At 42.8% G+C, this 23,743-nt stretch carries 21 protein-coding genes and 1 tRNA gene; 11 read left to right on the top strand and 11 right to left on the bottom strand.

Translation table 11 applies throughout. The features are described 5' to 3' along the window. Positions 1-212 precede the first annotated feature (212 nt). Positions 213-1,838, top strand: coding sequence for an NAD+ synthase (locus F899_RS05200; RefSeq protein ID WP_005221245.1), 1,626 nt, complete (start codon positions 213-215; stop codon positions 1,836-1,838). 208 nt (positions 1,839-2,046) lie between these two features. On the opposite strand, the gene F899_RS05195 is transcribed toward F899_RS05200, so the two are convergent. Continuing rightward, positions 2,047-2,123, bottom strand: a tRNA-Met gene (locus F899_RS05195). Between the two features lie 79 nt (positions 2,124-2,202). On the opposite strand from F899_RS05195, the gene F899_RS05190 reads away from it, so the two are divergent. Continuing rightward, complete coding sequence (locus F899_RS05190) at positions 2,203-2,703, top strand: hypothetical protein (RefSeq protein ID WP_005221242.1); 501 nt, start codon at positions 2,203-2,205, stop codon at positions 2,701-2,703. A gap of 259 nt (positions 2,704-2,962) precedes the next feature. Then, complete coding sequence (locus F899_RS05185; RefSeq protein ID WP_005221240.1) at positions 2,963-3,409, top strand: universal stress protein; 447 nt, start codon at positions 2,963-2,965, stop codon at positions 3,407-3,409. A gap of 49 nt (positions 3,410-3,458) precedes the next feature. Here F899_RS05185 and F899_RS05180 read toward each other — a convergent pair whose 3' ends face one another. Both F899_RS05180 and F899_RS05175 read right to left on the bottom strand, forming a co-directional pair. Beyond that, entirely contained in the window at positions 3,459-3,791 is a 333-nt protein-coding gene (locus tag F899_RS05180) for an MGMT family protein (protein ID WP_005221239.1), read from the bottom strand. A gap of 118 nt (positions 3,792-3,909) precedes the next feature. Then, positions 3,910-5,409: a cation:proton antiporter gene (locus F899_RS05175; protein ID WP_005221238.1), complete on the bottom strand. Its 1,500-nt coding sequence runs from the start codon at positions 5,407-5,409 to the stop codon at positions 3,910-3,912. A gap of 222 nt (positions 5,410-5,631) precedes the next feature. Between F899_RS05175 and F899_RS05170 the strand changes: the two genes are divergently transcribed. Further along, positions 5,632-6,186 (top strand): hypothetical protein, encoded by a 555-nt coding sequence (locus F899_RS05170; protein WP_005221237.1) that lies wholly within the window; start codon positions 5,632-5,634, stop codon positions 6,184-6,186. Between the two features lie 85 nt (positions 6,187-6,271). Here F899_RS05170 and F899_RS05165 read toward each other — a convergent pair whose 3' ends face one another. After that, complete coding sequence (locus F899_RS05165; protein WP_005221236.1) at positions 6,272-7,174, bottom strand: KPN_02809 family neutral zinc metallopeptidase; 903 nt, start codon at positions 7,172-7,174, stop codon at positions 6,272-6,274. Between the two features lie 49 nt (positions 7,175-7,223). Continuing rightward, positions 7,224-8,150, bottom strand: a complete 927-nt coding sequence (locus F899_RS05160; RefSeq protein ID WP_005221227.1) for a DUF808 domain-containing protein — start codon at positions 8,148-8,150, stop codon at positions 7,224-7,226. 188 nt (positions 8,151-8,338) lie between these two features. Here F899_RS05160 and trpS point away from each other — a divergent pair, with 188 nt between their 5' ends. Further along, on the top strand, positions 8,339-9,352 hold the full coding sequence (gene trpS / locus F899_RS05155) for a tryptophan--tRNA ligase (protein ID WP_005221226.1): 1,014 nt from the start codon (positions 8,339-8,341) through the stop codon (positions 9,350-9,352). A gap of 393 nt (positions 9,353-9,745) precedes the next feature. On the opposite strand, the gene lysS is transcribed toward trpS, so the two are convergent. Next, complete coding sequence (lysS, locus tag F899_RS05150; protein WP_004810866.1) at positions 9,746-11,275, bottom strand: lysine--tRNA ligase; 1,530 nt, start codon at positions 11,273-11,275, stop codon at positions 9,746-9,748. A 376-nt stretch (positions 11,276-11,651) separates the two neighbouring features. On the opposite strand from lysS, the gene F899_RS05145 reads away from it, so the two are divergent. Then, positions 11,652-12,158 (top strand): YqiA/YcfP family alpha/beta fold hydrolase, encoded by a 507-nt coding sequence (locus F899_RS05145; protein WP_004810867.1) that lies wholly within the window; start codon positions 11,652-11,654, stop codon positions 12,156-12,158. A gap of 68 nt (positions 12,159-12,226) precedes the next feature. On the opposite strand, the gene F899_RS05140 is transcribed toward F899_RS05145, so the two are convergent. Continuing rightward, positions 12,227-12,769, bottom strand: coding sequence for an adenine phosphoribosyltransferase (locus tag F899_RS05140; RefSeq protein WP_005221224.1), 543 nt, complete (start codon positions 12,767-12,769; stop codon positions 12,227-12,229). A 497-nt stretch (positions 12,770-13,266) separates the two neighbouring features. Between F899_RS05140 and rubA the strand changes: the two genes are divergently transcribed. From rubA to oxyR, 4 genes are all read left to right on the top strand, one after another. Then, the gene (rubA, locus tag F899_RS05135) at positions 13,267-13,431 is read left to right on the top strand and encodes a rubredoxin RubA (RefSeq protein ID WP_004783011.1); all 165 of its coding nucleotides are present in this window, start codon (positions 13,267-13,269) and stop codon (positions 13,429-13,431) included. A 78-nt stretch (positions 13,432-13,509) separates the two neighbouring features. Continuing rightward, positions 13,510-14,688, top strand: coding sequence for an NAD(P)/FAD-dependent oxidoreductase (locus F899_RS05130; protein ID WP_005221223.1), 1,179 nt, complete (start codon positions 13,510-13,512; stop codon positions 14,686-14,688). 56 nt (positions 14,689-14,744) lie between these two features. Then, a complete protein-coding gene (estB, locus tag F899_RS05125; RefSeq protein ID WP_005221222.1) occupies positions 14,745-15,689 on the top strand; it encodes an esterase EstB in 945 nt (314 codons plus the stop codon). A gap of 12 nt (positions 15,690-15,701) precedes the next feature. Next, positions 15,702-16,601: a LysR family transcriptional regulator OxyR gene (gene oxyR / locus F899_RS05120; RefSeq protein WP_004893466.1), complete on the top strand. Its 900-nt coding sequence runs from the start codon at positions 15,702-15,704 to the stop codon at positions 16,599-16,601. A 109-nt stretch (positions 16,602-16,710) separates the two neighbouring features. On the opposite strand, the gene ppk1 is transcribed toward oxyR, so the two are convergent. Both ppk1 and mtgA read right to left on the bottom strand, forming a co-directional pair. Next, complete coding sequence (ppk1, locus tag F899_RS05115; protein ID WP_005221220.1) at positions 16,711-18,792, bottom strand: polyphosphate kinase 1; 2,082 nt, start codon at positions 18,790-18,792, stop codon at positions 16,711-16,713. A gap of 127 nt (positions 18,793-18,919) precedes the next feature. After that, positions 18,920-19,594 carry a monofunctional biosynthetic peptidoglycan transglycosylase gene (gene mtgA, locus F899_RS05110; protein ID WP_004810883.1) on the bottom strand — a complete coding sequence of 225 codons (675 nt, stop codon included), beginning with the start codon at positions 19,592-19,594 and terminating at the stop codon, positions 18,920-18,922. 77 nt (positions 19,595-19,671) lie between these two features. Here mtgA and F899_RS05105 point away from each other — a divergent pair, with 77 nt between their 5' ends. Further along, positions 19,672-20,490, top strand: a complete 819-nt coding sequence (locus tag F899_RS05105) for a rhomboid family intramembrane serine protease (RefSeq protein WP_005221217.1) — start codon at positions 19,672-19,674, stop codon at positions 20,488-20,490. An 18-nt stretch (positions 20,491-20,508) separates the two neighbouring features. Here the strand turns inward: F899_RS05105 and F899_RS05100 are convergent, their stop codons facing one another. Together F899_RS05100 and F899_RS05095 are read right to left on the bottom strand one after the other, a co-directional pair. Continuing rightward, positions 20,509-22,983 (bottom strand): ABC transporter permease, encoded by a 2,475-nt coding sequence (locus F899_RS05100; protein WP_005221215.1) that lies wholly within the window; start codon positions 22,981-22,983, stop codon positions 20,509-20,511. A gap of 1 nt (position 22,984) precedes the next feature. Next, complete coding sequence (locus F899_RS05095) at positions 22,985-23,710, bottom strand: ABC transporter ATP-binding protein (RefSeq protein WP_005221214.1); 726 nt, start codon at positions 23,708-23,710, stop codon at positions 22,985-22,987. Between the last annotated feature and the right edge of the window lie 33 nt (positions 23,711-23,743).

Below are 23,743 nucleotides of genomic sequence, written 5' to 3'. Positions count from 1 at the left end.
ACGCTAGCATCTGCTTCAAATTTCGATAGAATAACTCTTGTATGATATTTTATTTCCAAAAATGAGATTAGGTATCAAGCTTTTATTATTGTGTTTATGTTTCCCGCCATTTGGCATTATGTAAGTACCAGATTGCATTCGGCTAAATAACTATAATTTTAAACAATAGCCGATTAGTGCAAAAAATCTATCAGGATTAGGATTTAGTTGGAATGAAAAGTTTTAAAATTGCCCTTGCTCAATTCTCTCCACATGTTGGCAATATCGATGCAAATACGCAAAAAATGATCGAACAGGCCAATCTGGCTAAAAAAGACAATGCTGACCTGATTATCTTTCCAGAACTTTCGACTCTGGGCTACCCTGCAGATGACTTGATTCTGCGTCCAAGCTTGACTAAACGTACCCAACAGGCATTTGATCAACTGGCCCAAGTTAAAGATATCGTAATGGTCTTTGGCTTTGTCAACCAAACTGAAGATGGCCAACGTTTTAACTCTGCTGCAGTGATGAAAGACGGTCAGGTATTGGGAATTTATAACAAGCAGACTTTACCAAACTATGCTGTGTTTGATGAGAAGCGTTATTTTAATGAAGGTCATCAACATCTGGTATTTGAGTACCTCGGTCATAAATTTGGAGTGCTGATCTGTGAAGATGTATGGTCTCTGAATGTTGTTCAACAGCTGGCTCAGCTGAATGTTGATACTGTGGTGGTACTGAACTCTTCTCCATATGAAGTCGGTAAGCCACAGCACCGTATTGAAACCATGGCAGCTTTGGTTAAACAGCTCAATATCAACCTGGTATATTGCAACCAGGTCGGCGGTCATGATGATCTTGTTTTTGACGGTACGAGTTTCGTACTGAATAAATCTGGTGAAGTTGCGCTGCAAGCAGCAAGTTTCCAGGAAAATCTATCTATTGCTGAATATGATGCAACTAACCTTGCGTTTAGCAAAACCAGCATTACCCCTACTCTTGATACCATGGCAGAGATCTATCAAAGCCTGGTCATGGCAACACGCGACTATGTACAACGTTCTGGTTTCCCGGGTGTAATTCTGGGTCTGTCTGGTGGCATTGATTCTGCCTTGACACTTGCGATTGCTGTAGATGCTATCGGTGCGGATAAGGTACAAGCGGTAATGATGCCTTATACTTATACGGCTCAGATCAGTGTGGAAGATGCAGCTGAACAGGCGAAAACACTGGGCGTGACTTTTGGTATTGCCGAGATCAACCCGATCGTAAATGGCTTCCTGCAAACCCTGTATCCATTCTTCGGTGATGCTCCAGTGGATGCAACTGAAGAAAATCTGCAGGCTCGTTCACGTGGCACACTATTGATGGCTTTGTCGAATAAATTTGGCAACCTGGTACTATCGACGGGCAATAAATCAGAAGTAGCGGTGGGTTATTGCACTCTGTACGGTGACATGGTTGGTGGCTTCTCAGTACTGAAAGATGTGTATAAGACTATTGTGTTTGAACTGGCGAAATACCGTAACAGTATTGCAGACAAACCAGTGATTCCTGAGCGTGTGATTACCCGTCCACCTTCGGCAGAATTACGCCCAGATCAGGTTGATCAGGATTCATTACCTCCATATGAAGTATTGGATGCAATCCTTTACTCTTATATCGAAGAAGACATGAGTCAGGATGACATCATTGAGAAAGGCTTTGAGGAAGAAGTGGTAAAACGTGTGATTCGTCTAGTTGACGTGAATGAATATAAACGTCGTCAAGGTGCGATAGGTCCTCGTATCAGCTCACGTGCTTTCAGCCGCGAACGTCGCTACCCAATCGTAAATGGATGGAAAGCGGGTATCTGATTTAACCCTGTTTATTCAGAAAAACGCCTAAGTCCGCTTAGGCGTTTTTTTATTGGTAGTGATTTAAGATAAATGTATAACTCAAATATATTAATAAGTTGGCGCTGGAAAATTTAAATTAACAAGAATAGTGCAACAATTTTATAGGCTTAAATATATTTATTTGACACAAAAAAAGAGACCAAGCTGAGAGCTTGGTCTATAAAAATGGTGGCTATGACGAGACTTGAACTTGTGACCCCCGCATTATGAGTGCGGTGCTCTAACCAACTGAGCTACATAGCCGTAAACTGTGTGCGCATTATCGTAACTTCCGCATTCCTCGTCAAGCATTTTAACTCACAAATGTTCAGTCTTTAGGCAAATGCGTGTATTTGCATCAAACTTTAACCAAAATCAGTTTTTATTATGTATTTCACGTATTAATATGAATTTTAAAACCGTTTTAAGTAACTCAGATATGATTAAAACTAAAATTTTCTTGACCATTTCTACAGCACTCAGCCTGAGTGCCTGCCAATTGATTTCACCACTGATGGTAGATTATAACGGTGTACGCCGTGATGTCGCACATTGGATTAATAATCATCAACTTATGAGCATGCAAAAAAAACGAAGTTTGGTTCAACTGAGTAAAGCACAGCAAAAACTGAAGCATTTTGCTGAATATGATGCAACTGAACAAATGAAAGTTACCCAAGAAAACCAAATCGCCCTGCATTGTGCACGCATACACATTACAGAATCCAAAATCTCCCAACTCCAACAACAAATTTATGGATCAGCCAATGTCTCTATTCAACAACAGTATCAACGGCTCGCACCAAAACTTAAAATAGACACGACACAAATTCAATGTGAATAATGCAGATGATCTATTAGGTGCGACCTTAGTCTGACAGCTTGAAGCATTTAAAATACAAATGAATCTATATTTTATTATTTTTAATATAAAACAATAGTTTATAAAAAATATTTTTACTAAAACATTATTTAACCATATGGATTTACTTGGTTTTATTTTAACCTGATTAGCGTTATTATTTAAAAAATACCATGCCCGACGGATCATAGGCATTGTTTAAAATTTTTATAATACCCATAAATACATGTGGAGAATGACCATGGCTTTTCAACATATTTTAGTTCCAATTGATGGTTCAGAAACGGCTTATGCTGCGGTAGATCAGGCAGTACAACTGGCGAAAACTTTTAACGGTAAAATCACTGTAGTTCAGGTGATGACCTTAGACCCTTATATTGCGGCTGAATACATTACCGCAGCACAAACCAATGATTTAATTGAACGTGCACGTACTGCAATCCAGCAAAACCTGGATGAAGCGAAAAAACGTTTTGAAACAGCTGGTGTACAGGTAGATACCCAGTTGCTGGAAGGTCAGGTGGTAAATACCGAGATTGCCAAAGCAGCAAAAACTTTAGGTGCCGACCTGATTGTGATTGGATCACATGGCCGTACCGGGTTCAAGAAATTCTTTCTTGGCAGTGTAGCTCAAAGCATTCTAGGACAGTCCGATGTTCCAGTGCTTGTGGTTCGTGGTCGGGCATAAATTATTATTTTATCCTCTTCAAAATACCTCATGTACACATGGGGTATTTTTATTGGATGCTGCCATCCCATTGGTAGAGTTTCAGATTAATTTTACCCTTAATAACTGCAACTCCTTCTTCCAGTAATTTACTTGCCTGAATATTCATCCCCTGCTCATCCAGTTTTTGCACACTGATTTTACCTTGCGAACTAACGACGCGATGCCAAGGCAGATCAGATACTTCATCCATCTCTCTCAGTACTCGTCCAACCAGACGTGCATGTCGTGGCAATCCTGCAAGCTGGGCCAGCTGACCATAGCTGGCAACTTTCCCTTGAGGGATTAATGCAATCACGTTAAGAATCATCCGGGCAAGTTCATCACTGGGTTTGGCTGGCATTTTCAATATATCCATTTAAGCTACTTTGATCATAATATTTGGATTCAAACTCACCAAGTTAATATCTAGGAAATAAAAAAGACAATCCAAAAATTCTCTTTTTTAAATCAAAAGTATTTTAGAAGTTATCCGGACTTTCCAGACGTTTCACTTCGTGTACTTTTTCAGGATTATGCACTGCTGCTACGCCATCTTCATCTTTTTCATCAATCAGGCTTTCAGGCTTGTACACCGTAATAATTTCATTGCCATTTGCATCTTCACCGATAATGTATTGGAAACCTTTCCTGTTCATTTTATGGCACATCTGCTGATACCAGCCTTTCCAGCCTTCTTTCTCTTCATTCGGATTATAATAAAAGGCATTCATTACAGCTGGTAAACCTAGACCACAAACCACACCGGATAACAGCACCACAATAAAGGTATAACCGACCAGAATACTGCTGTACTCTTTTAGTTGCGGAACATTGGCAACAGCCAGAATCAAAGCTAAAGAAATTCCACCACGGACACCACCCCAAGAGAGTATTGCAAGACTGCCGTTATAACGTTTTTTACGCAGATGTGGAAACATGGAAAAAGACAGGAAGTTTGCTGCGAAACGCACTACATGCAGAATAATAAAAGCCACGATTCCACCCAGAATCAGGCTAGTGCTTAAATCCAGAATAAACAGTTCAAGACCAATCAGGGTAAACAGGAAAGAGTTAATAATTCCTTCAACCGTATGCCAGAAATGGTTCACATCACCAATATCGGCATCTGCCAGAATTTCCTTCCATTTATTACCAACGATCAGGCCTCCAATCACACAGGCAATTGGTGCAGAAGCATGCGCTAGCAAGGCCACTAGATAGGAACCACAAGCCAGTAATGCAGTGGTTAGAATCAGGGATTCCATTTCATGTTTGCCGCGAAGAATGCGTAGGATTGCCCAACCAAATACCACGCCAATGAATACAGCCACCACAATTTCGTAGAGCAGTGTTTGCAGGACGCCCAATAAGGTAAAGTTCTCACCCTGTAATACATTCAAAAGCGTCATAAACAAGGCAATACACATCGCATCGTTAAATAGTGACTCACCTTCCAGTTTTACCATTAAGTGATGCGGTGCACGAACTGAACTGAGCACCCCTTTAATTCCGATCGGGTCCGTTGCACCTAATGCTGCACCGAGTAATAGTAATACCAAAAGATCAACATGCTTACCGATCAGGAACTGGTAACCATACAGAACTAGACCAAACAAGACTGCACAGATCACCAGCGCCAGACTGGCCAGAATTCCGATCGGACGCCAGTGATTGCGCAAATCGGAAACCTTAAATTTGAGCGCAGATGAAGTCAAAATAAAACAGATGACACCGTTAATCAGAAAATCATAAAAATCGATATGCCGGACTGCATTTTCAATATTGGCAATATTGATACTGAAAAAAGGATTGCCCTGCAACAGGCTCGCGCCCCATTGCAGGATAAATACAAAAATTGCAGAAACAATCGGAACACCAATCGCTTGAGGAAAACCTAGCACTCTTTTATTAAATAATGTCGTGGCAATAGATAATGCAAAAACAACGGTCAAAAGTTGTAAGAAAAAGAAATTGCCCATGGGTTCCCTTAAAGCGCGCCTCATTCCTGAAAATGAGTGATTTGGCTTATTTAAAAATAAAATATCAAATGAAAAAGCATTTCTGGATGAAATAATTTTAATCCTGTTTATTTTGCTATTTAGTTAAGTTTCTTTTCAATAGTTCCAAATGGTGGTTTATCATACGATTCTATCTTAGTACTTTGCTGTATTCTTTTACCAGTTCTTCTGAATCCTTTTCCCATGCATCAAACCGTTAAACTTGTTTTCCGTCTTTTTCTGGCTACTGTGATTTTTTTGGTCACGCTTGCATTGTGTTTTACCTGTTTTGCCAAAATTCAGGAGATCATGCAGGCCGAGCAGTATTATCAACGAGGCAAGTCACTTAACTTAACCAGCTCACCAGATCAGCAGTATGTTTTGCTGTCCAATAACCAGAAACCAGATCATGCCATTTTTGTTCTGATTGCAGGGAATGGTTATATTTCCAAAAGTAGTTGTACCCATTATACGGCGTTGTGTAGCGATGACTTTAATCAGTCTCATACCCGTCAGATTGATCAGGTAAAACTGTTTAAGGCAGGTGAGTTTTCTTATATTCAACAGGTTGAATATAAAGATAGCCGCACTGGTCAGGTTTCAGAATTTTCCTATTCTACTAATGAGATCCAGCAATTTTATCAGCAAGACATTGCTGGGCTGAAATATGTAGTATTTGGCATTAGCTTATTTGCTTTAGCTGCTTTATTTGTCAGCTTCAAGCTGATCAGGAATTTTCAGCGATTTCTGAATAAATAAGTTTTTCTATGCTCAAGAAAAAGGAGCAACTGCTCCTTTTTGATTTCATCTGGCACTTTAAATAGATCTAAATAGCTTTAGGATATTAAATGCCTTTATTAAAAGTATCGCAGTCTGCCATCTGACCAGATTTCAGACCAATATTAAACCATTGTACGCGCTGCGCACTAGTCCCATGAGTAAAGCTATCTGGCACCACATGTCCTTGGGCTTTTTTCTGTAAATAGTCATCACCAATCTTATGCGCTGCATCCATGGCTTCCTGTACATCACCCTGCTCCAGGAATTGAGTACGCTCATGATTATGATAAGCCCATACCCCCGCCAGACAGTCGGCTTGCAGCTCCTGATAGACTGACAGCTGATTCGCTTGCACCTTTGTGGCTTGCTGGCGTGCCTGCTGCACCTGAGAAGAAATACCCAGGATGGTCTGAATGTGATGTCCAACCTCATGTGCCACGACATATGCTTGAGCAAAGTCACCAGCCTGATCATTACGCGATAGCTCAGTTGAATTCTGCTCACCACTAATGCCCATCTGGCTACGCATATCCCTAAAGAAGGTCGTGTCGATATACACTTTCTGATCTGCCGGACAATAAAACGGTCCCATGGCGGATTGCGCCGCACCACAACCAGAATTCACCACACCGCTGAAGAGTACCAGTTTAGGGGGAGTGTACTGCTGATTCAGCTGCTGCTGGAACACCTGTGACCAGGTATCTTCTGTATCGGCAAGAACAGTTCCGACAAAGTCAATTGCTTCTTGCTGCTCTGGCGTTGGATTTTCCAGACCACGCGTTTCAGCACTGGAAACACCTTGTGTCACCTGCTTAGTGGCTTGATAAGCTTGTTGCGGATCTACACCAAAAAATTTCCAGGCAACAAAAGCCACAATCAGCCCCAGAATACTGATACCACCCGCTTTGGCACCTCCACCACGGCGGTCTTCAACATTGCTACTAACTCGACGACCTTTCCAGCGCATAGTAAGATTCCTTATAGTTTAATTTTGACTTACTTCTAGCCAACCAAAATTATGCCTGCTTTGATTTTGATCTGATCTTTTGAATGAAGCCAATAACAATGAATACCAAGAGCCCTGCGATAAAACCAATGACTAAATTAATGAGTGTTGGCGTAACTGCACCTATAATACTGCCCATTGTAGGAATGTGCTCTACATACTCGACTGAATCTTCAGTGAAATGATGAAACCATGGAATGGCGTGAGCAATAATCCCGCCACCGACCAGGAACATGGCAATTGTTCCCACAATAGTTAAAGTTTTCATCAGTTTGGGTGCAAAAGCTAACAAGCCTCGTCCTGCACTTTGCTTGAAACTCGATGTCTGCTTGCTCAAGTGCAAACCTACATCATCAATTTTCACAATCATGGCAACAAAGCCATACACTCCGATGGTCATGGCCACAGCAATCGTCGAAAGCACCATCACCTTAGTGGAAAAAGCAGCCGCTGCAACAGTACCCAAGGAAATCACAACAATTTCAGCTGACAAAATAAAGTCAGTACGAATCGCACCTTTAATTTTATCTTTTTCAAATTTAACCAGATTCGTTTCGATTGCGTTTAATTCTGCCTGCGCAGCTTCTTCAGTTTTAGCTTTTCTATGTTTGAGACTATGCAGTACTTTTTCTACGCCTTCATAACACAGGAACAAGCCGCCAATCATCAATAAAGGATTAATTAACCAGGGTGCAACCACACTGATCAGCAAGGCCAAAGGAACAAGAATGAGTTTATTGACAAAAGAACCTTTGGCAACGCTCCATACCACCGGAAGTTCACGTTCGGCACGTACACCGCTTACCTGTTGAGCATTGAGCGCCAGATCATCTCCCAAAACCCCGGCCGTTTTTTTTGCCGCCATTTTACTCATGACTGCAACATCATCTAGAACTGTGGCTATATCATCCAATAATATTAATAAGCTACTCGCCATTCTTGTTATTCCTTATAAATGTAAAAATATTCTAATCAAAAAGCAGCAGAAAGATTGTATTACTTCTTTAATTTCAGAGATTTTTTATTACTGTGATTCATTGTGACTGACATTCAAAAACAGAATGCCGTACAATGTTGCGATCCTAAAAATTTGAATATAGTACGACTACTGTTTTGGAATAGATAATGAGTAATCAAGATAATCGTCCAGTGATCTTGACTGGCGACCGTCCTACCGGACAACTTCACCTCGGTCACTTTGTTGGTTCATTACGCTCTCGCGTGGGTTTACAGGATTCTCACCATCAGCATCTTCTACTGGCAGATGCACAGGCCTTGACAGACAATGCAGATAACTTCGAAAAAGTACGTCGTAACATCATTGAAGTTGCAACAGATTATCTTGCGGTAGGCATTGATCCGACCAAAACCACAATCTGTGTTCAGTCTTGCCTTCCTGCCCTCAATGAATTGACTATGCTTTACCTCAACTTCGTGACTGTTTCACGTCTTGAGCGTAACCCAACGATTAAGTCTGAAATTCAGATGCGTGGTTTTGAGCGTGATATTCCGGCGGGCTTCTTGTGCTATCCAGTGGCGCAGGCCGCGGACATTACTGCATTCAAAGCGACTGTGGTTCCAGTGGGTGAAGACCAGATCCCAATGATTGAACAGACTAACGAAATCGTGCGTCGTCTGAACCGTCAGGTAGGTCATGAGCTACTTCCAGAATGTAAAGCCCTGCTATCTAACGTTGGCCGTTTACCAGGCTTTGATGGTAAGGCGAAAATGTCTAAATCTCTGGGCAATACTATTGTGCTAGATGCATCAGACAAAGATATCAAGAAAGCCGTTAACGCAATGTATACGGATCCGAACCACCTGCGTATTGAAGATCCAGGTCAGGTTGAAGGTAACGTGGTATTTACTTACCTGGATGCGTTCGATACCAACAAAGAAGAGCTGGAAGAACTAAAAGCCCATTACCGCCGTGGTGGTTTGGGTGATGGTACAGTGAAAAAACGTCTTGAAGGTATTCTGAAAGAATTAATCGGTCCAATTCGTGAACGTCGTATGGAACTTTCTAAAGATCCTGACTACATTATGGATGTACTCAAGACTGGTACAGACAAATGCCGTGATATTACTCAAGCGACTTTGGATGAAGTTAAAACTGCTCTTGGCGTGTTCCACTTCTAATGTTTGGATAAAGTTTGAAAAGCCCTTCACATGAAGGGCTTTTTTATTGAATTCCTACACATTTGATTCATATTTTCTTTTTCCTGTCACACAAAGGTAGAAAAACTTACTTTAATTAACAGCTCTTTACACGTTTACCAATGTAAAAATAACAAGCCAGTTTTAATATGAAAACATATTCAGGAAATAGCAAGAAACATTCTCCACAGTTTCATTTGCAACAAGTTTTTCCTTTTTCTACGCAATGACAACCCCAATCATTGCGTTTTTTTTGTCTGAAACTTTTATAAAAATCATTTTAGTTCACGCTGCTCTTTTACAATATCTAGCTTATGTAGCAAAAAAAGCTAATAAAAAACCCGCAACATGTGCGGGTTTTTTTTGTGTTTATACTTAAGCGTGTTTATGACGCATGTGCGGGAACAGGATCACGTCACGGATACTTGGCGCATTGGCAAAGATCATCACCAGACGGTCAATACCGATACCTTCACCCGCTGTTGGAGGTAAGCCATATTCTAATGCTTCAATAAAGTCTGCATCGAAGTGCATTGCTTCATCATCGCCTGCGTCTTTCTCGGCAACCTGTGCCTGGAAGCGCTCAGCCTGGTCGATCGGATCATTCAATTCCGAGAAACCATTTGCCAGCTCACGACCACCAATAAAGAATTCGAAACGGTCAGTGATGTGTGGATTGTCATCATTACGACGCGCCAGTGGAGAAGTTTCTGCTGGATATTCAGTAATGAATGTTGGCTGACGCAGTTTAGTTTCTACTGTTTCTTCAAACACGATAGTTTGCAGTTTGCCCAAACCAAAACCTGGTTTCACCTGTTCTTTCAGCTCTTCCTGAACGTATTTTGCCAGAAAGTCACGGTCGCCTACATTTTCAGGCGTGAACTGTGGGTTGTGCTCAAGAATCGCATCAAACATTGAGATTTTCTTGAATGGACCTTTGAAGCTAAATACTTCTTCGCCATAAGGCACGTCAGTTGTACCCAAAATATCCAATGCCAGTTTTTCCAGCATTTGCTCAGTCAGTTCCATCAGGTCTTTATAGTCTGCATAAGCCTGGTAGAACTCGATCATGGTGAATTCCGGGTTATGACGAGTTGAAACACCTTCATTACGGAAGTTACGGTTAATTTCGAACACACGCTCAAAACCACCGACAACCAGACGTTTCAAATAAAGCTCAGGTGCAATACGCAAAAACAGTGGCATGTCCAACGCATTGTGATGCGTTTCAAATGGACGCGCAGAAGCACCACCTGGAATCACGTGCATCATTGGCGTTTCCACTTCCATGTAACGTTTTTCAGTTAGGAAGTTACGGATACCAGCGACAACTTTAGCGCGGATTTCAAAAGTCTTACGTGTTTCTTCGTTCACGATCAGATCCAGATAACGCTTACGATACTTCACTTCTGTATCTGTTAAGCCGTGGAATTTGTCTGGAAGTGGACGAAGTGATTTTGTTAATAATTCGAATTGTTCGATATGTACATACAGGTCGCCTTTACCCGAACGACCGATATAACCTTCAACGGCAATGATATCACCAAGGTCTAGACCTTTAATTGTAGCAAGTACTTCAGCATCTAATTCTTTACGAGGAACATAAAGCTGAATACGGCCAGTCATGTCCTGAATTACGATGAATGAACCACGGTTCAACATCACACGACCCGCAACTTTTACATACACCTTTTCGCCTGCTTCAATTTCTTCTTTTGACTGGTCAGCGAACTGGTCTTGAAGATCTTGCGCGTAGTGCTCACGCTTGAAAGTATTTGGCCATGGGCTCTTGCCAGTTTCCTTGGCTTGATCTTCGATTTGCTTTAACTTGGCATGACGCTGTGCAATTAAATCGTTTTCGGAAATGATTTGTTCAGAAGTCGATTGAGCGTTAGTTTGCGTCATCTCTGCCTCGAATAAGATTAGTTAAAAAATAGAAGGTGCATACAATAGCAGATTTTGCAGTTAAATCGTAGCGTCCAGCAGCATCTCAATTGGCTTTTCTTTTCAAATATCTGGGGAAGGCTCAAATTCCTCTTTTGGGCAGGGCCTTTCACCCTAACCAAGCCGAGGAATATACAGTTTTAATTGACCAATTAATCAAAAAATAACGTTTTAATATCAAATTCTTTACAGAACCTTTCAGTCTTTTTGACTAAGGTCGGCTTGGACTAAAGTCTTTAGACCAAATGCTAACTTCATTCCCTGTATAGAAGTTCTACAATGCTCCCTGACGCAAATCATTGCCGGACCATAAAACGAATTGATACGAACCACCATAATGAGCCAATGCACCTCTAAAATCCTTTTTTTTCATGGACTTGATTCTTCACGAGAATCTACGAAATTCCATGCCATCGATGCCGATCATAAATATTGCATTGATGTGGATTACCGCAACCTCAATTATGCGACTGTGGCAGAGTTTTATAACGAGATGATTGAAAAAATTCATCCAGATATTCTGGTTGGGCATAGTCTGGGGGGTTACTGGGCACTGAAAATGTCACAGCAACACCAGATTCCTTGTGTAATTGCCAATCCAAGCCTAGCCCCCTATTTCCGCGATGATTATCCTGCAATTTGTGATAATGACCTACAGCATGACATTCCTCAGCTTGCCTATATTGAGTTAGGCGATGAAATACTGGATATGCATGCAGTACAGTCCCAACTAGAAGATTATATGCAGGTAGAAGCGGTTCCCGGTGGACATCATCGCCTTGAAACACCGGAACGGATCAATCCCCTGATCCTGCAAATTCAACAGAATCTGCAAAAAAGTTAAGTATTACATTTAAAGAAGCCATAAAAAAAGCCCTGCATATTGCAGGGCTTTTTATTCATCTGTTGCGCTTAAGCGGCATTAGCTTCAGGCTTCGATTTGTCATCCAATACAGACCAGATATTCAGCCCAAGATCACTATGTAAATCAGGTAGATCAAGAAAAATGCTCGCGCCGAGTACTTTATGATTACATTTTTCAGCCAGTTCATTGACAGCTTTCAATGTACCGCCAGTAGCCAATACGTCATCTACAATAATCACTTTTTGTGATTGAACCTCAGCAGACATTTCCAGACGGTCCAGACCGTATTCCAGGCTATAACCCACACCAACCACTGGAGGTGGTAATTTACCTGCCTTGCGAACCAACAACAGGCCCTTGCCGGTACGTTGTGCCAACAAGCTTGCCAATACAAAGCCACGTGCTTCAACAGCAATAAAGCTATCTACTTCTGCCAGTTTTTCAGCAGGAATGCTTGCAATCAAAGCATCAGTTAATGAACCGATGTTATTCATGAAAAGCGGTGTTAAGTCAAAGAAACTAATACCCGGCTTTGGAAAATCCTGGACAGTACGAATGTGAGACCACAATGAAGTAGACATATTGCTCATGGGAGATCGTTAGATAAGAAAAAGGAACCGGCAAATTTTAAACTGAATTACGACTAAAGGATAGGGAAAACCGAGTATTATTGCAGCAACACCCCTATTGACATACAATTATTCACTTATATTTCATTAATTTATAAGAGCACTTTTTTCATAAAAACTTTAATGATTGTTTTAAATCCATGAATCATTACCCGACGGTAAAATATTGTTTTATTTCTCTCAGTGTGAGAAACAATAAGCTTTTATTTATTTGCATAAATAAAATTATATTCCGGCATTTCTAAGAGAATAAAAAGCTTGAGTAAAGGACTTTTACTGGCCCGGATCACTATTCTGCTTTTAATTTTGCTGTTTAAACTGTTATCTACTTTACTTTCTGAACAGAACTGCGTAAAAATTTAGCCAAATATGTCCGCTATTAAATGCCATATTATTAGAGTCTTGCCTGTTTAGGATTTTTGAGCCAGCTTCCATATTCGCTGGTTTTGGAGAGTTACATGAAAAAATATCAATGCATCGTTTGTGGATGGATTTACGACGAAGCGGAAGGTTGGCCTCAGGACGGGATCGTCCCTGGTACTAAATGGGAAGATATTCCAGATGACTGGACCTGCCCAGACTGTGGCGTTTCTAAAGTCGATTTTGAAATGATCGAAATCTGATTTCGCCCAAACAAAGGCCATATTGAGTGGTCTTTTTTTATGCCTTTCTACTATCTATAAAAAAGCATGGAGTTAAATATGCATCCTATCGTCATCATTGGTTCAGGTATGGCAGGCTATGCTGTCGCACGCGAATTCCGCAAGCTGAATCCCGACCATGAACTCGTCATGATTTGTGCCGATGATGCAACCAACTACGCCAAACCGACACTTTCCAATGCTTTAGTGGGCAAAAAAGCACCCGAAAATATTGCCTTGGGCGATGCTGCCAAAATGGCAGCTCAGTTAAATATGCGTATTGAAACGCATACCTGGGTTAAAGCCATTGATGCTACTGCACATGAACTGATTGTTGTAAAAGATCAGTCTGAGCAAAAACAGGCATATTCAAAACTGGTTCTTGCCGTGGGTGCACAGCCAATTCGTCTGGCAATTGCCGGTGATGGCAGTGACGACATTCATGTGGTCAACAACCTGAATGATTATAAAGCTTTCCGTGCCAGCCTGGAAAAACGTGAAGATAAGCGCGTAGTGATTTTGGGTGCCGGTTTGATTGGCTGTGAATTTGCCAATGACCTTCAGCACACGGACCATCAAGTGACTGTAATTGACTTGGCACCTCAGCCTTTAGCCCGTTTATTGCCTTCACATGTTGCAGATGTTTTCCAGCAAAACCTGGAAGAAACTGGTATTAACTTTGTATTAGGCACGACTGTAGAGAAAGTCTCTAAAGTCGAAAATGGTGACTACCTGGTGACATTAGCCAATGGTCAGTCAGTCGTTGCAGATGTGGTTCTGTCGGCGGTGGGCTTGCAACCAAATGCATCAGTAGCCAAAGAGTCTGGTGTGCAAATCGGTCGCGGTATCTTGACCAATAGCCAGCTCGAAACGAATTTAGCTGATATTTTCGCTGTCGGTGACTGTGCTGAAGTGAATGGTACTTTATTGCCTTATGTGATGCCAATCATGCAGCAGGCGCGTGCGCTGGCTAAAACCTTGAATGGTGAAACGACAGCAGTGCATTATCCAGCAATGCCTGTTGCGGTAAAAACACCTGCTGCCCCCCTGACTGTACTGCCTGCACCCGCCAATATTGATGTGACCTGGGACACTGAAGAGTTTGAGGATGGCATGATTGCCAAAGCCACAGATACTGAAGGAACCCTGCGCGGCTTTGTACTATTAGGCGCTACCGCAGCGAAACAGCGTCTTACATTGACTAAGCAGGTTCCTGACTTGATTCCTGTATCGGTTTAAGGTTTAAATACAAAGGACATTCTTTGTACAGAATGTCCTTTTATAGGGAACTTAACATGAATAGTCATGTGCAATCGAGTCTATTACCATCACCATATACTGCTTTTATGCATGAAACCAAGGTTGACCTTGGCAATGGTATTGAATTGCATGTAGAGGTAGGTGGTCAGGAGAATCACCCGACCTTATTGCTGATTATGGGCCTGGGTGCACAGATGCTGTATTGGCCGGACTTTTTCTGTAAATCTTTTATCGACCAAGGTTTCCGGGTCATCCGTTTTGATAACCGCGATATTGGCCTATCCTCTAAAGTCCATCATAAAGGTCCACGATTAAATACCATTAAACTGATGAGTCGCTTCATGCTAGGCCTGGGTAACCAGGGAGCACCTTATACCCTGTATGACATGGCAGATGACGTCAGTCTGCTGATTGATAAAATGGAACTGGACGAGGTGTATGTGCTCGGTGCTTCGATGGGTGGTATGATTGCCCAGATTCTGGCAGCACGTTATCCTGAAAAGGTTAAAAAGCTAGCCCTTTTATTTACCAGTAATAATCAGCGTCTGTTACCTCCACCATTTCCAAAACAGCTCTTTAGTCTGATTGGCAAACCCGCTTCGCAGGATGAAAATGGTATAATTGACCATAGTTTGAAACTGTTTAACATCATTGGCTCGCCTGGTTATATCAATCAGCTTGAGGCAATGCAGACCGCCCGTAAATTATATAATCGAAGTTATTACCCAGCGGGTGTACTTCAACAGTTTTTAGCAATATTATGTACGGGCTCGTTGCTGCAACTGGATAAGCAAATCGGACAAGAGACGCTTGTAGTTCATGGTTCTCAAGATCGCTTGCTACCACCCAGCCATGGTAAGGCTGTTGCGAAAGCAATATCTGGTGCTAAATTTGAATTAATTGATGGAATGGGGCATGATATCCCACCGCATTTTATTCCATATCTTAGCGAATTATTTGCTGATCATTTCAAATCATAAAATTAGGACACTATGGCTGCATTACCATCCCTAAGACAGCTGTCATATCTCGTAACACTGTCTGAGACGCTGCATTTTACAGAAGCTGCTCGCCGTTCATTTGTGACCCAGTCCACCCTATCGGGCGGGATCATGGAGTTGGAGCGTTTACTCGGGGGCGTTCTTGTTGAACGTGATCGCCAGAATGTACGCTTGACTCCACTCGGAGAGCAAGTGGTTGCACGCGCTCGTGTTCTACTGGCTGATGCTCAGGACTTGATGCGTTTAAGTCGTGAGATGAGTGAACCTTTAACAGGTGATCTGCATTTAGGTGTGATTCCGACCATTGCGCCGTTCATTCTGTCGCAACTTCTTGATGAAGTGCATAAACAGTTGCCGAAAATTCAGCTGCATCTGCACGAAGCACAAAGTGAAAAAATTGTTGAAAAACTGGAACATGGCAACCTGGATATGGTTGTACTGGCCCTGCCTTTTGATACACGTAGTCTAAAAGTTGCTGAAATTGTGAAAGAAGATCTGTATGTGGTTCACCACAAGTCAGATCAGAATGCAGCTCAGGCCACTTCCTTAGAAGATCTGGATCTTTCTCGTTTGATGTTACTTGAAGAAGGTCACTGTCTACGTGATCATGCTTTAAGTGCTTGTCCAATTGGTGAGCGTAAGAATGATCATCGCCTGAAAGCAAGCTCATTGCCAACGCTGATCGAGATGGTGTCTTCCAATCTTGGTTTTACCCTGTTGCCTGAAATTGCACTTCATACCAACATGATCAAAGCTAATCCTGAACTTCAGGTGAAAAAGATTGCTGCTGCACCAAGCCGCACCTTGGCATTGGTGACACGTAAGAGTACACCGCTACAAAGCGAATTTGATGTACTGCTACCCATCCTGCAAAAGATCGCGCAGCAATAATGATACTGCTGACGTAAAAAAGGAGCCCACACTGGCTCCTTTTTTTTAGAGACAGTATATTTATATAAAAAGAGACTGAAAATTCAGTCTCTTTTTAAAAGATTATGTCTTATTTAAAGGTTTCCAGTAACACGCGCTGTGCATTATGCGGCTGTTCACCTTGCGCAGGTTGTGCACGGATCCAGGTACCATCACTTTGCAGTAACCAGGATTGCTGGTTATCTTTGAGATAGTTCAATAAGCCTTGCTGATAGATGCGTTTCTTCAATGTTTCATCTTCAATCGGGAAACAGGCTTCAACACGATTAAACAGGTTACGGTCCATCCAGTCTGCGCTTGAGCAATAAATGCGGGAATTGCCATTATTGCTAAAGTAATACACGCGAGTATGTTCCAGGAAACGTCCGACGATGGAACGAACGCGGATATTTTCCGACAAGCCCGGCAAACCAGGACGCAAACAGCAGATCGAACGGATAATCAGGTCAATCTGCACGCCTGCTTGCGATGCTTCATACAATTTATTAATGAGCTGTAGTTCTGTCAGCGCATTCACTTTGACAATGATCTGAGCCTTTTTGCCTTCTTTGGCATTGGCAATTTCATTGTCAATGTAATTCACCAGCTGGGTATGCAATGTAAATGGTGCATGTAACAGCTTTTTCAGCTTGGCCATTTTTCCCATACCGGTGAGTTCCTGGAAGATACGGTGTACATCTTCACACAGTTCTTTGTCTGTGGTTAACAGTCCATAATCAGTATAGATACGTGCATTACCCGCGTGATAGTTCCCGGTCCCCAAGTGTACATAGCGCACCAGCTTGTTATTTTCACGGCGTACCACCAGAATCATCTTGGCATGGGTCTTATAGCCAACAATGCCATAGACAACTACGGCCCCCGCTTCTTGCAGGACATTGGCTACGGCGATATTGGACTCTTCATCAAAACGCGCACGCAATTCGATGACAGCAGTCACTTCCTTGCCATTCCGTGCTGCTTCAGCCAGTACCTGAACAATTTCCGAGTCTGCTCCACTACGGTATAAGGTCTGCTTGATCGCCAAGACTTGTGGATCACGCGCAGCCTCACGCAATAATGAAATTACGGGCGAGAATGATTCAAAGGGATGATGTAGCAGGATGTCCTGTTTCTGCATCGCGCTAAAGATATTTTCTGATTTCTTTAGTACTTTCGGTACGATTGGCGTATGTGAATCATAACGTAAATGTGGACGTTTAAAATTCGATAATAGACGTGCCAGATTGACCGGTCCGGCAACCTTGTACAGATGCTCTTCTTCTAGATCAAATTCATCCAGCAGGTATTCATAAATATGCTTTGGACAGTTTTCTGTAACTTCCAGACGTACTGCACGCCCAAAACGACGCGAGTTCAATTCGCCTTTTAAGGCAATCGCCAGATCTTCGACATCTTCGTTTAAAGCCAGATCAGCATTACGGGTTACACGGAACTGATAGCAACCTGTTGCAGTCATACCCGGGAACAGGTCAGAAACATGTTCATGTATAATTGCGGAAAGCATCACATGATGTTCCTTGCCGCCTGTTAATTCATCCGGTAAACGCACCACACGTGGTAGTGAACGTGGTGCAGGAACAACAGCCAGATCGATCTGACGGCCAAAAGCATCCTTCCCTTCCAGCGTCACAATAAAGTTCAGCGACTTATTCACTAAACGTGGAAATGGATGGGCTGGATCCAGGCTGATCGGGGTTAAGACGGGTGCCACCTGTTCCTGAAAATATTTTTTTATCCATTGTGACTGTGCTGGTGTCAGTTCACCGCGGCGCAGGAAACAGATATCTTCTTCACGCAGTTTAGGCAGAATTTCTTCATTCAGAATGCGGTACTGGCGTTCGATGGCAGCATGTGCAGTTTTGGAAATTTGATCCAGCACCTGCTTCGGCGTTAGCCCATCCGGACTACGACTTTCATTGCCCAGATCCAGCTGTTCCATCACCCCAGCCACACGAATTTCAAAGAACTCATCCAGATTACGCGAGAAAATCAGCAGAAAGTTCATGCGTTCAAGCAGTGGATGTAAAGGATCGACAGCCTGTTCCAAGACACGCAAATGGAAATCCAGAATAGACAATTCCCGGTTAATGTACCGGTCATTATAGGTATATTCAGTTTGTACTGAAGGGCTGTTGGCTGCCGTATTCATATTGAACCTTTAATCGTTTTAAAGCCTGAGTCAATAGTATCAGTATGCTTCAAATTTATGACAATTTCATAAAAAAAGCCCGAATTCTCGGGCTTTATGGCAATTTTTTTATAACGATTTTTTACTGTCAGGGTAATTCTGCATAGCGCATATAACGTTGAATCATGCGTTTACGTGCTTTTAAAGCAGAAGCATTGCGATTTTCTTCAAAATATTTTGGATTGGTCAAAATTGCCGCTAAGAAAATTGCCTCTTCTCTGGTCAGACTTTCTGAAGTTTTACCAAAATAATGTTTGGCGGCCGCTTCCACCCCGTAAATATGATGACCAAACTCAATCGAGTTTAAATACACTTCAAGAATACGCTCTTTCGACCACATGCGTTCCATCATCCAGGTGGCAACCGCTTCCTGACCTTTACGCAGGAAAGAACGTTTGTTGAACAGGAACAGATTTTTTGCCAGCTGCTGGGAAATGGTAGATCCCCCCGCAACAACTTTACCCTGCTCTTTATTACGGCTTAAAGCTGTTTGAATCCCATCCCAGTCAAAACCATGATGATGCACAAATTTTCCATCTTCCGCAGTCACCACTGCTTTTTTCAGATTGGTACTGATCTCATCATAAGGACGCCATTGGTGTTGAATGGGCTTGGAGGGTTCAGTCCAATAATCGATCCGCATCATCATCGTGGTATTGACCGGATTAAAACGCCACCAGGCCAGGCTGGCAAAGATCCAGAGCTGAATACATAAAACCACACTGAACAGCAGCAAGAATATTCGGATTAGAAAAGCTTTCATGTCAGTGGGTTACTCCTGAAGATGTTATTTTTTCGTGTTAAGCTTATTTGAAATATCTCATACAGCGCAAGAATAGCATGTCTGAATACGCACCTCCTTCCATTCACCGTAAACTGGACGTCCACACCTGGTGGTTTACTGCGGTATTGATTGCAGTGAATGTCGGATTGTTTGCCTGGCAGATTTTTACTGGCACAGATGCCAGCCATCCAAGTACGCAAGATGCCATCCGCTGGGGTGCTGATTATGCACCTTTGACTTATCTCGCGGAACCCATTCGCGTATTCAGCAGCATGTTTTTTCATTTTGGCCTGATTCACTTAATGTTAAACATGTGGGCGCTTTATATTTTTGGAAGCGTGGCAGAACAGCTATTTGGGCGCTGGTATTTTGTTGGCCTCTATCTTTGTGCTGGGCTGATGGGCAGTCTGTTCAGCGGTTATATGAATATTCAGGATAGTTATGGCTTAATTGAAGGTGGGGTCGCCAATCCAGGACTTTTACCAAGCGTAAGTGCTGGTGCATCGGGTGCTGTCATGGGCCTGGGCGGTGCACTGACAATCTTGTCGATTCTGCCAGTTCTTCCACGTCAGCGCTTTATTTTAGATAAAAAAACCCTGCTGATGGTGATGGGGATTAACCTGTTTATGGGGTTTATGATTGCTGGCATTAACAATGCTGCACATATTGGTGGCATGATTATGGGCGCTGTGCTGGCTGTACTCTGGTATGCCGGGCAAAAGCTGCAACGCGCAGGTTTTATTCAATTCATCGCACTCATAGCTGCTTTAGCAGCCTGCTATGGGCTTTATCAATATAACTTGATCCTGATTGATCCTATTAAGCCACTCTGGCAGGAGATTCTGGAGATGATGCGTCAGCAGTTAAAACTGTAACTGACGCATCTTCAATTTTTATTGATTCAGTTCGCGCAAACTTTGCAGCGGTGGAATATCACTCAGATAACTCAGTCGATAACGACCAATCAGCGCACAGAGTAAAGTCATAAAGATCGGTAGAATCATCCAGATTTCCCAGTGTGGCTGAATCGGTAATTCCATTCGGTAACTGGCAACGGCGCTAATCACTTCGGCAAACAGGCAAGATACAATTCCGGCACATAGACCAATAAAACCAATTTCCAGACTAAGCATGGTTTTCAGTTTCTGTTTGGAACTTCCGAATGAGCGAAGTAAAGCCACCTCTCGTTTGCGTTCATCCATGAGCAGATTCAGACAGGCAATCAGAACCAGTATCCCTGCTACACTCACCAGTAAGGCCAGGATCGTCACGATCTGCACCAGTACATTCACAATACGTTTGATCTCGTTCAGAATCAGGCTGACATCGATAAAGACCGTATTAGAAAACTGCTGGATCAACTGAACCAGTTTTGGTCGTTCCTGTTCCGGTACATAGAAACTGCCCAGATAACTACCGGCATTGGCATCCATGGTATTCGGAGTAAAGATAAAGAAGAAATTCGGACTAAAGCTTTCCCACTCCACACTACGTAGATTCACTACTTTGGCTTCCAGTGGTCCCTCAGGTAAGCTAAACGTCAGCTTATCTCCAATCCTGATTCCCAGCTCTTCCGCAGTCGTGGCTTCAACCGAAACTTCTCCCGGCTGTTTCAATTGCGCTTCGCCAGTTAAAATCACATTATCTTGTGGATACTGATCGGTTTGGGTCAGGTTCAGTTCACGGCGTAGTGTATTACTCTTTTTGACTAACTCTGCAGCAAATGGCTGATCATTTTTGGCAATCAGACGGCCACGAATATTCGGATATAGCGGCGTACTGTTCCAGCCATTTTGCTCTAACTCAGCCCTCAACTGTGGCATCTCAAAAGGCGGCAAGCCATAGACAAACTGGTTCGGTGTACCTTCTGGTAACTGCTGTTGCCAGCGTTCCAGCAGATCGGTACGCAATACGGCTAATACAGTAATCAGACTCAGGCCCAGTGCCAAAGCGGTGATCTGTAATGCAGTCTGATACGGTGTCCGTACATAAGCAGAAATCCGGGATTTTGTATTACGCAGGACTTTCAGCAAGCCCCATACGGTGAGATACAGCACAGCGCAAAGCAGAATAATGGCACCAATTACCCAAGCCGTTAATACAATATTCTCGGTGAGCACCACACTGAAAATAATCAGGCTCAGTGTCCCACTCACCAGCATCCACAACATGGAATGTACGGATTTTTCTTCCTGACGGATAACCCGGATCGGTGCAGTATTGAGTAGTTGCCACAAACTTGGCAGCACAAAACCAAGCAATACCACAGCACTAGTCAGCATCGCAATCGGTAATGGACCTGAGAGCATCGCCATTGCCGAGAATTGCAGCTGCAGATGTGGAATCAGCTGTAACATGAGTTGCAGCAAAGCATAACCTAAACTGATGCCAACAATGGTGCCTATGAGCATTGCGATTGCCAGTACCAGTCCAAGTAATGCCAGATAAGCCGCCAGAATTTGCTGTTTCGTCGCGCCGATACAACGCATTAACGCAATATGATCCTGATTCTGCTGTACATAGCGCTGTGCGGTTAAGGCAATCGCGATACCACAAAGCAAGATGGTCAAAATATTTGCCAACTGTAAAAAGGTATCCAGATTAGCAATCGGCTTCATCAAACGGGTATTGCTTTCACTGGCATTTCTTAGACGCAGACTATTCTGCTCCTCAAACTGTTGTTCCTCAGCTTCTGTACCCACACCCGGTTTAACAATCTTCTTAAAGTCTTTTTGATAGGTTTGAATACTGTCCGGATCACCTGCCATGAGCAGGCGATAATCAATCCGGCTACCAACCTGAATCGCATTGGTTCGTGCCACATCTGCCTGAGAGATAATTACGGTCGGTGAGAAACCTGAGAAGCCTAATTCCTGATTAGAGTCATAGTCAATCACGGCAGTAATCTTGAATGAGGCATCGGCAATATTAACCTGATCCCCCACTTTAACTTTAAGCAGATCCATGGCACGCTGACTGAGCCAGATTTCACCCGGTTTTAATTGTTTAGCTTCAGGTTTGACTCTTAGCTCACCGCGTAAAGGAAAAGCAGTATCAATCGCTTTGACATTGACCATGACAAATTCGTCATTGGTATGTGCCATGCTGCCAAATACAGTAACCTCCGATTGCTGCAAACCCAGCTGATCAGCCTTTTCTCGCCAGGCATCTTCGATTGGCTCGTTATTACTGAGTAGCAGATCTCCAGCCAACATTTCCGCAGCTTGCAATGCCACGGCATTCTGAATCTGCTCATTACTGAACTTAAGCGCTGTGGTCGCGCTAATTGCCAGGGTCAATGCAATAATCAGCAGATAAATGCCCGTAGTCTTAAAACTTTGAGTCAGTAAAGGACGGAAGAGGTTCATATCATCCTCCATTCACATGTTTAGTCAACTGACCATTGCTTAACTCAAAATGACGCTGGCACAGTTGTGCCAGTTTCTGGTCATGGGTCACGAGAATTAAAGTGGTACCCAATTCATGGTTTAACTGAAATAACAGCTGTTCAATTTCCTTGGCGGTCTCCCCATCCAGATTTCCAGTCGGTTCATCAGCAAAAATGATTTTTGGCTCACTCACCAAAGCACGGGCAATCGCAACACGTTGCTGTTCCCCGCCAGAAAGCACTTTAGGGGTTTGCTGGGCCTGACGGTCCAGCCCTACTCTTTGCAACAGATTCAACGCTTTTTGTTCGGCTGCGGCATAATTGAAGTTTGGCTGTAAACGTAAGGGCAACATCACATTTTCTAATGCAGTCAGATGTGGCAACAGCTGAAAAGACTGAAATACAAAACCGATATTTTCCAGTCTGACCTTGGCTCGCTGTTCTTCATTCATTTCAGTAATGGATTCGCCACAGACCTGTAACTGACCTGAACTGGCCTGATCCAGGGTTGCCAGTATGCCCAGTAAGGTGGATTTCCCAGAGCCGGATCGTCCGGTAATCGCTACCTGTTCTCCAGCCAGAATCTCCAGATTGAGGTCCTCAAAAATCGTCAACTGTTTTTGTGATAGTTGTATCTTTTGTGTCAATTGTTGAGCAGAAATTATTGGCTGTGGCATGATGGTAGCTTTCTGGCGATCTTGAATCATACTTTTCCTATGCATCTGAATATTCAAATTCTA

The sequence above is a fragment of the Acinetobacter sp. CIP 101934 genome (assembly GCF_000369585.1).
In the GTDB taxonomy this organism is placed as follows: domain Bacteria; phylum Pseudomonadota; class Gammaproteobacteria; order Pseudomonadales; family Moraxellaceae; genus Acinetobacter; species Acinetobacter schindleri.
Note: the sequence above shows the minus strand (reverse complement) of the source record. Positions and strands in the feature narration are given on the sequence as shown.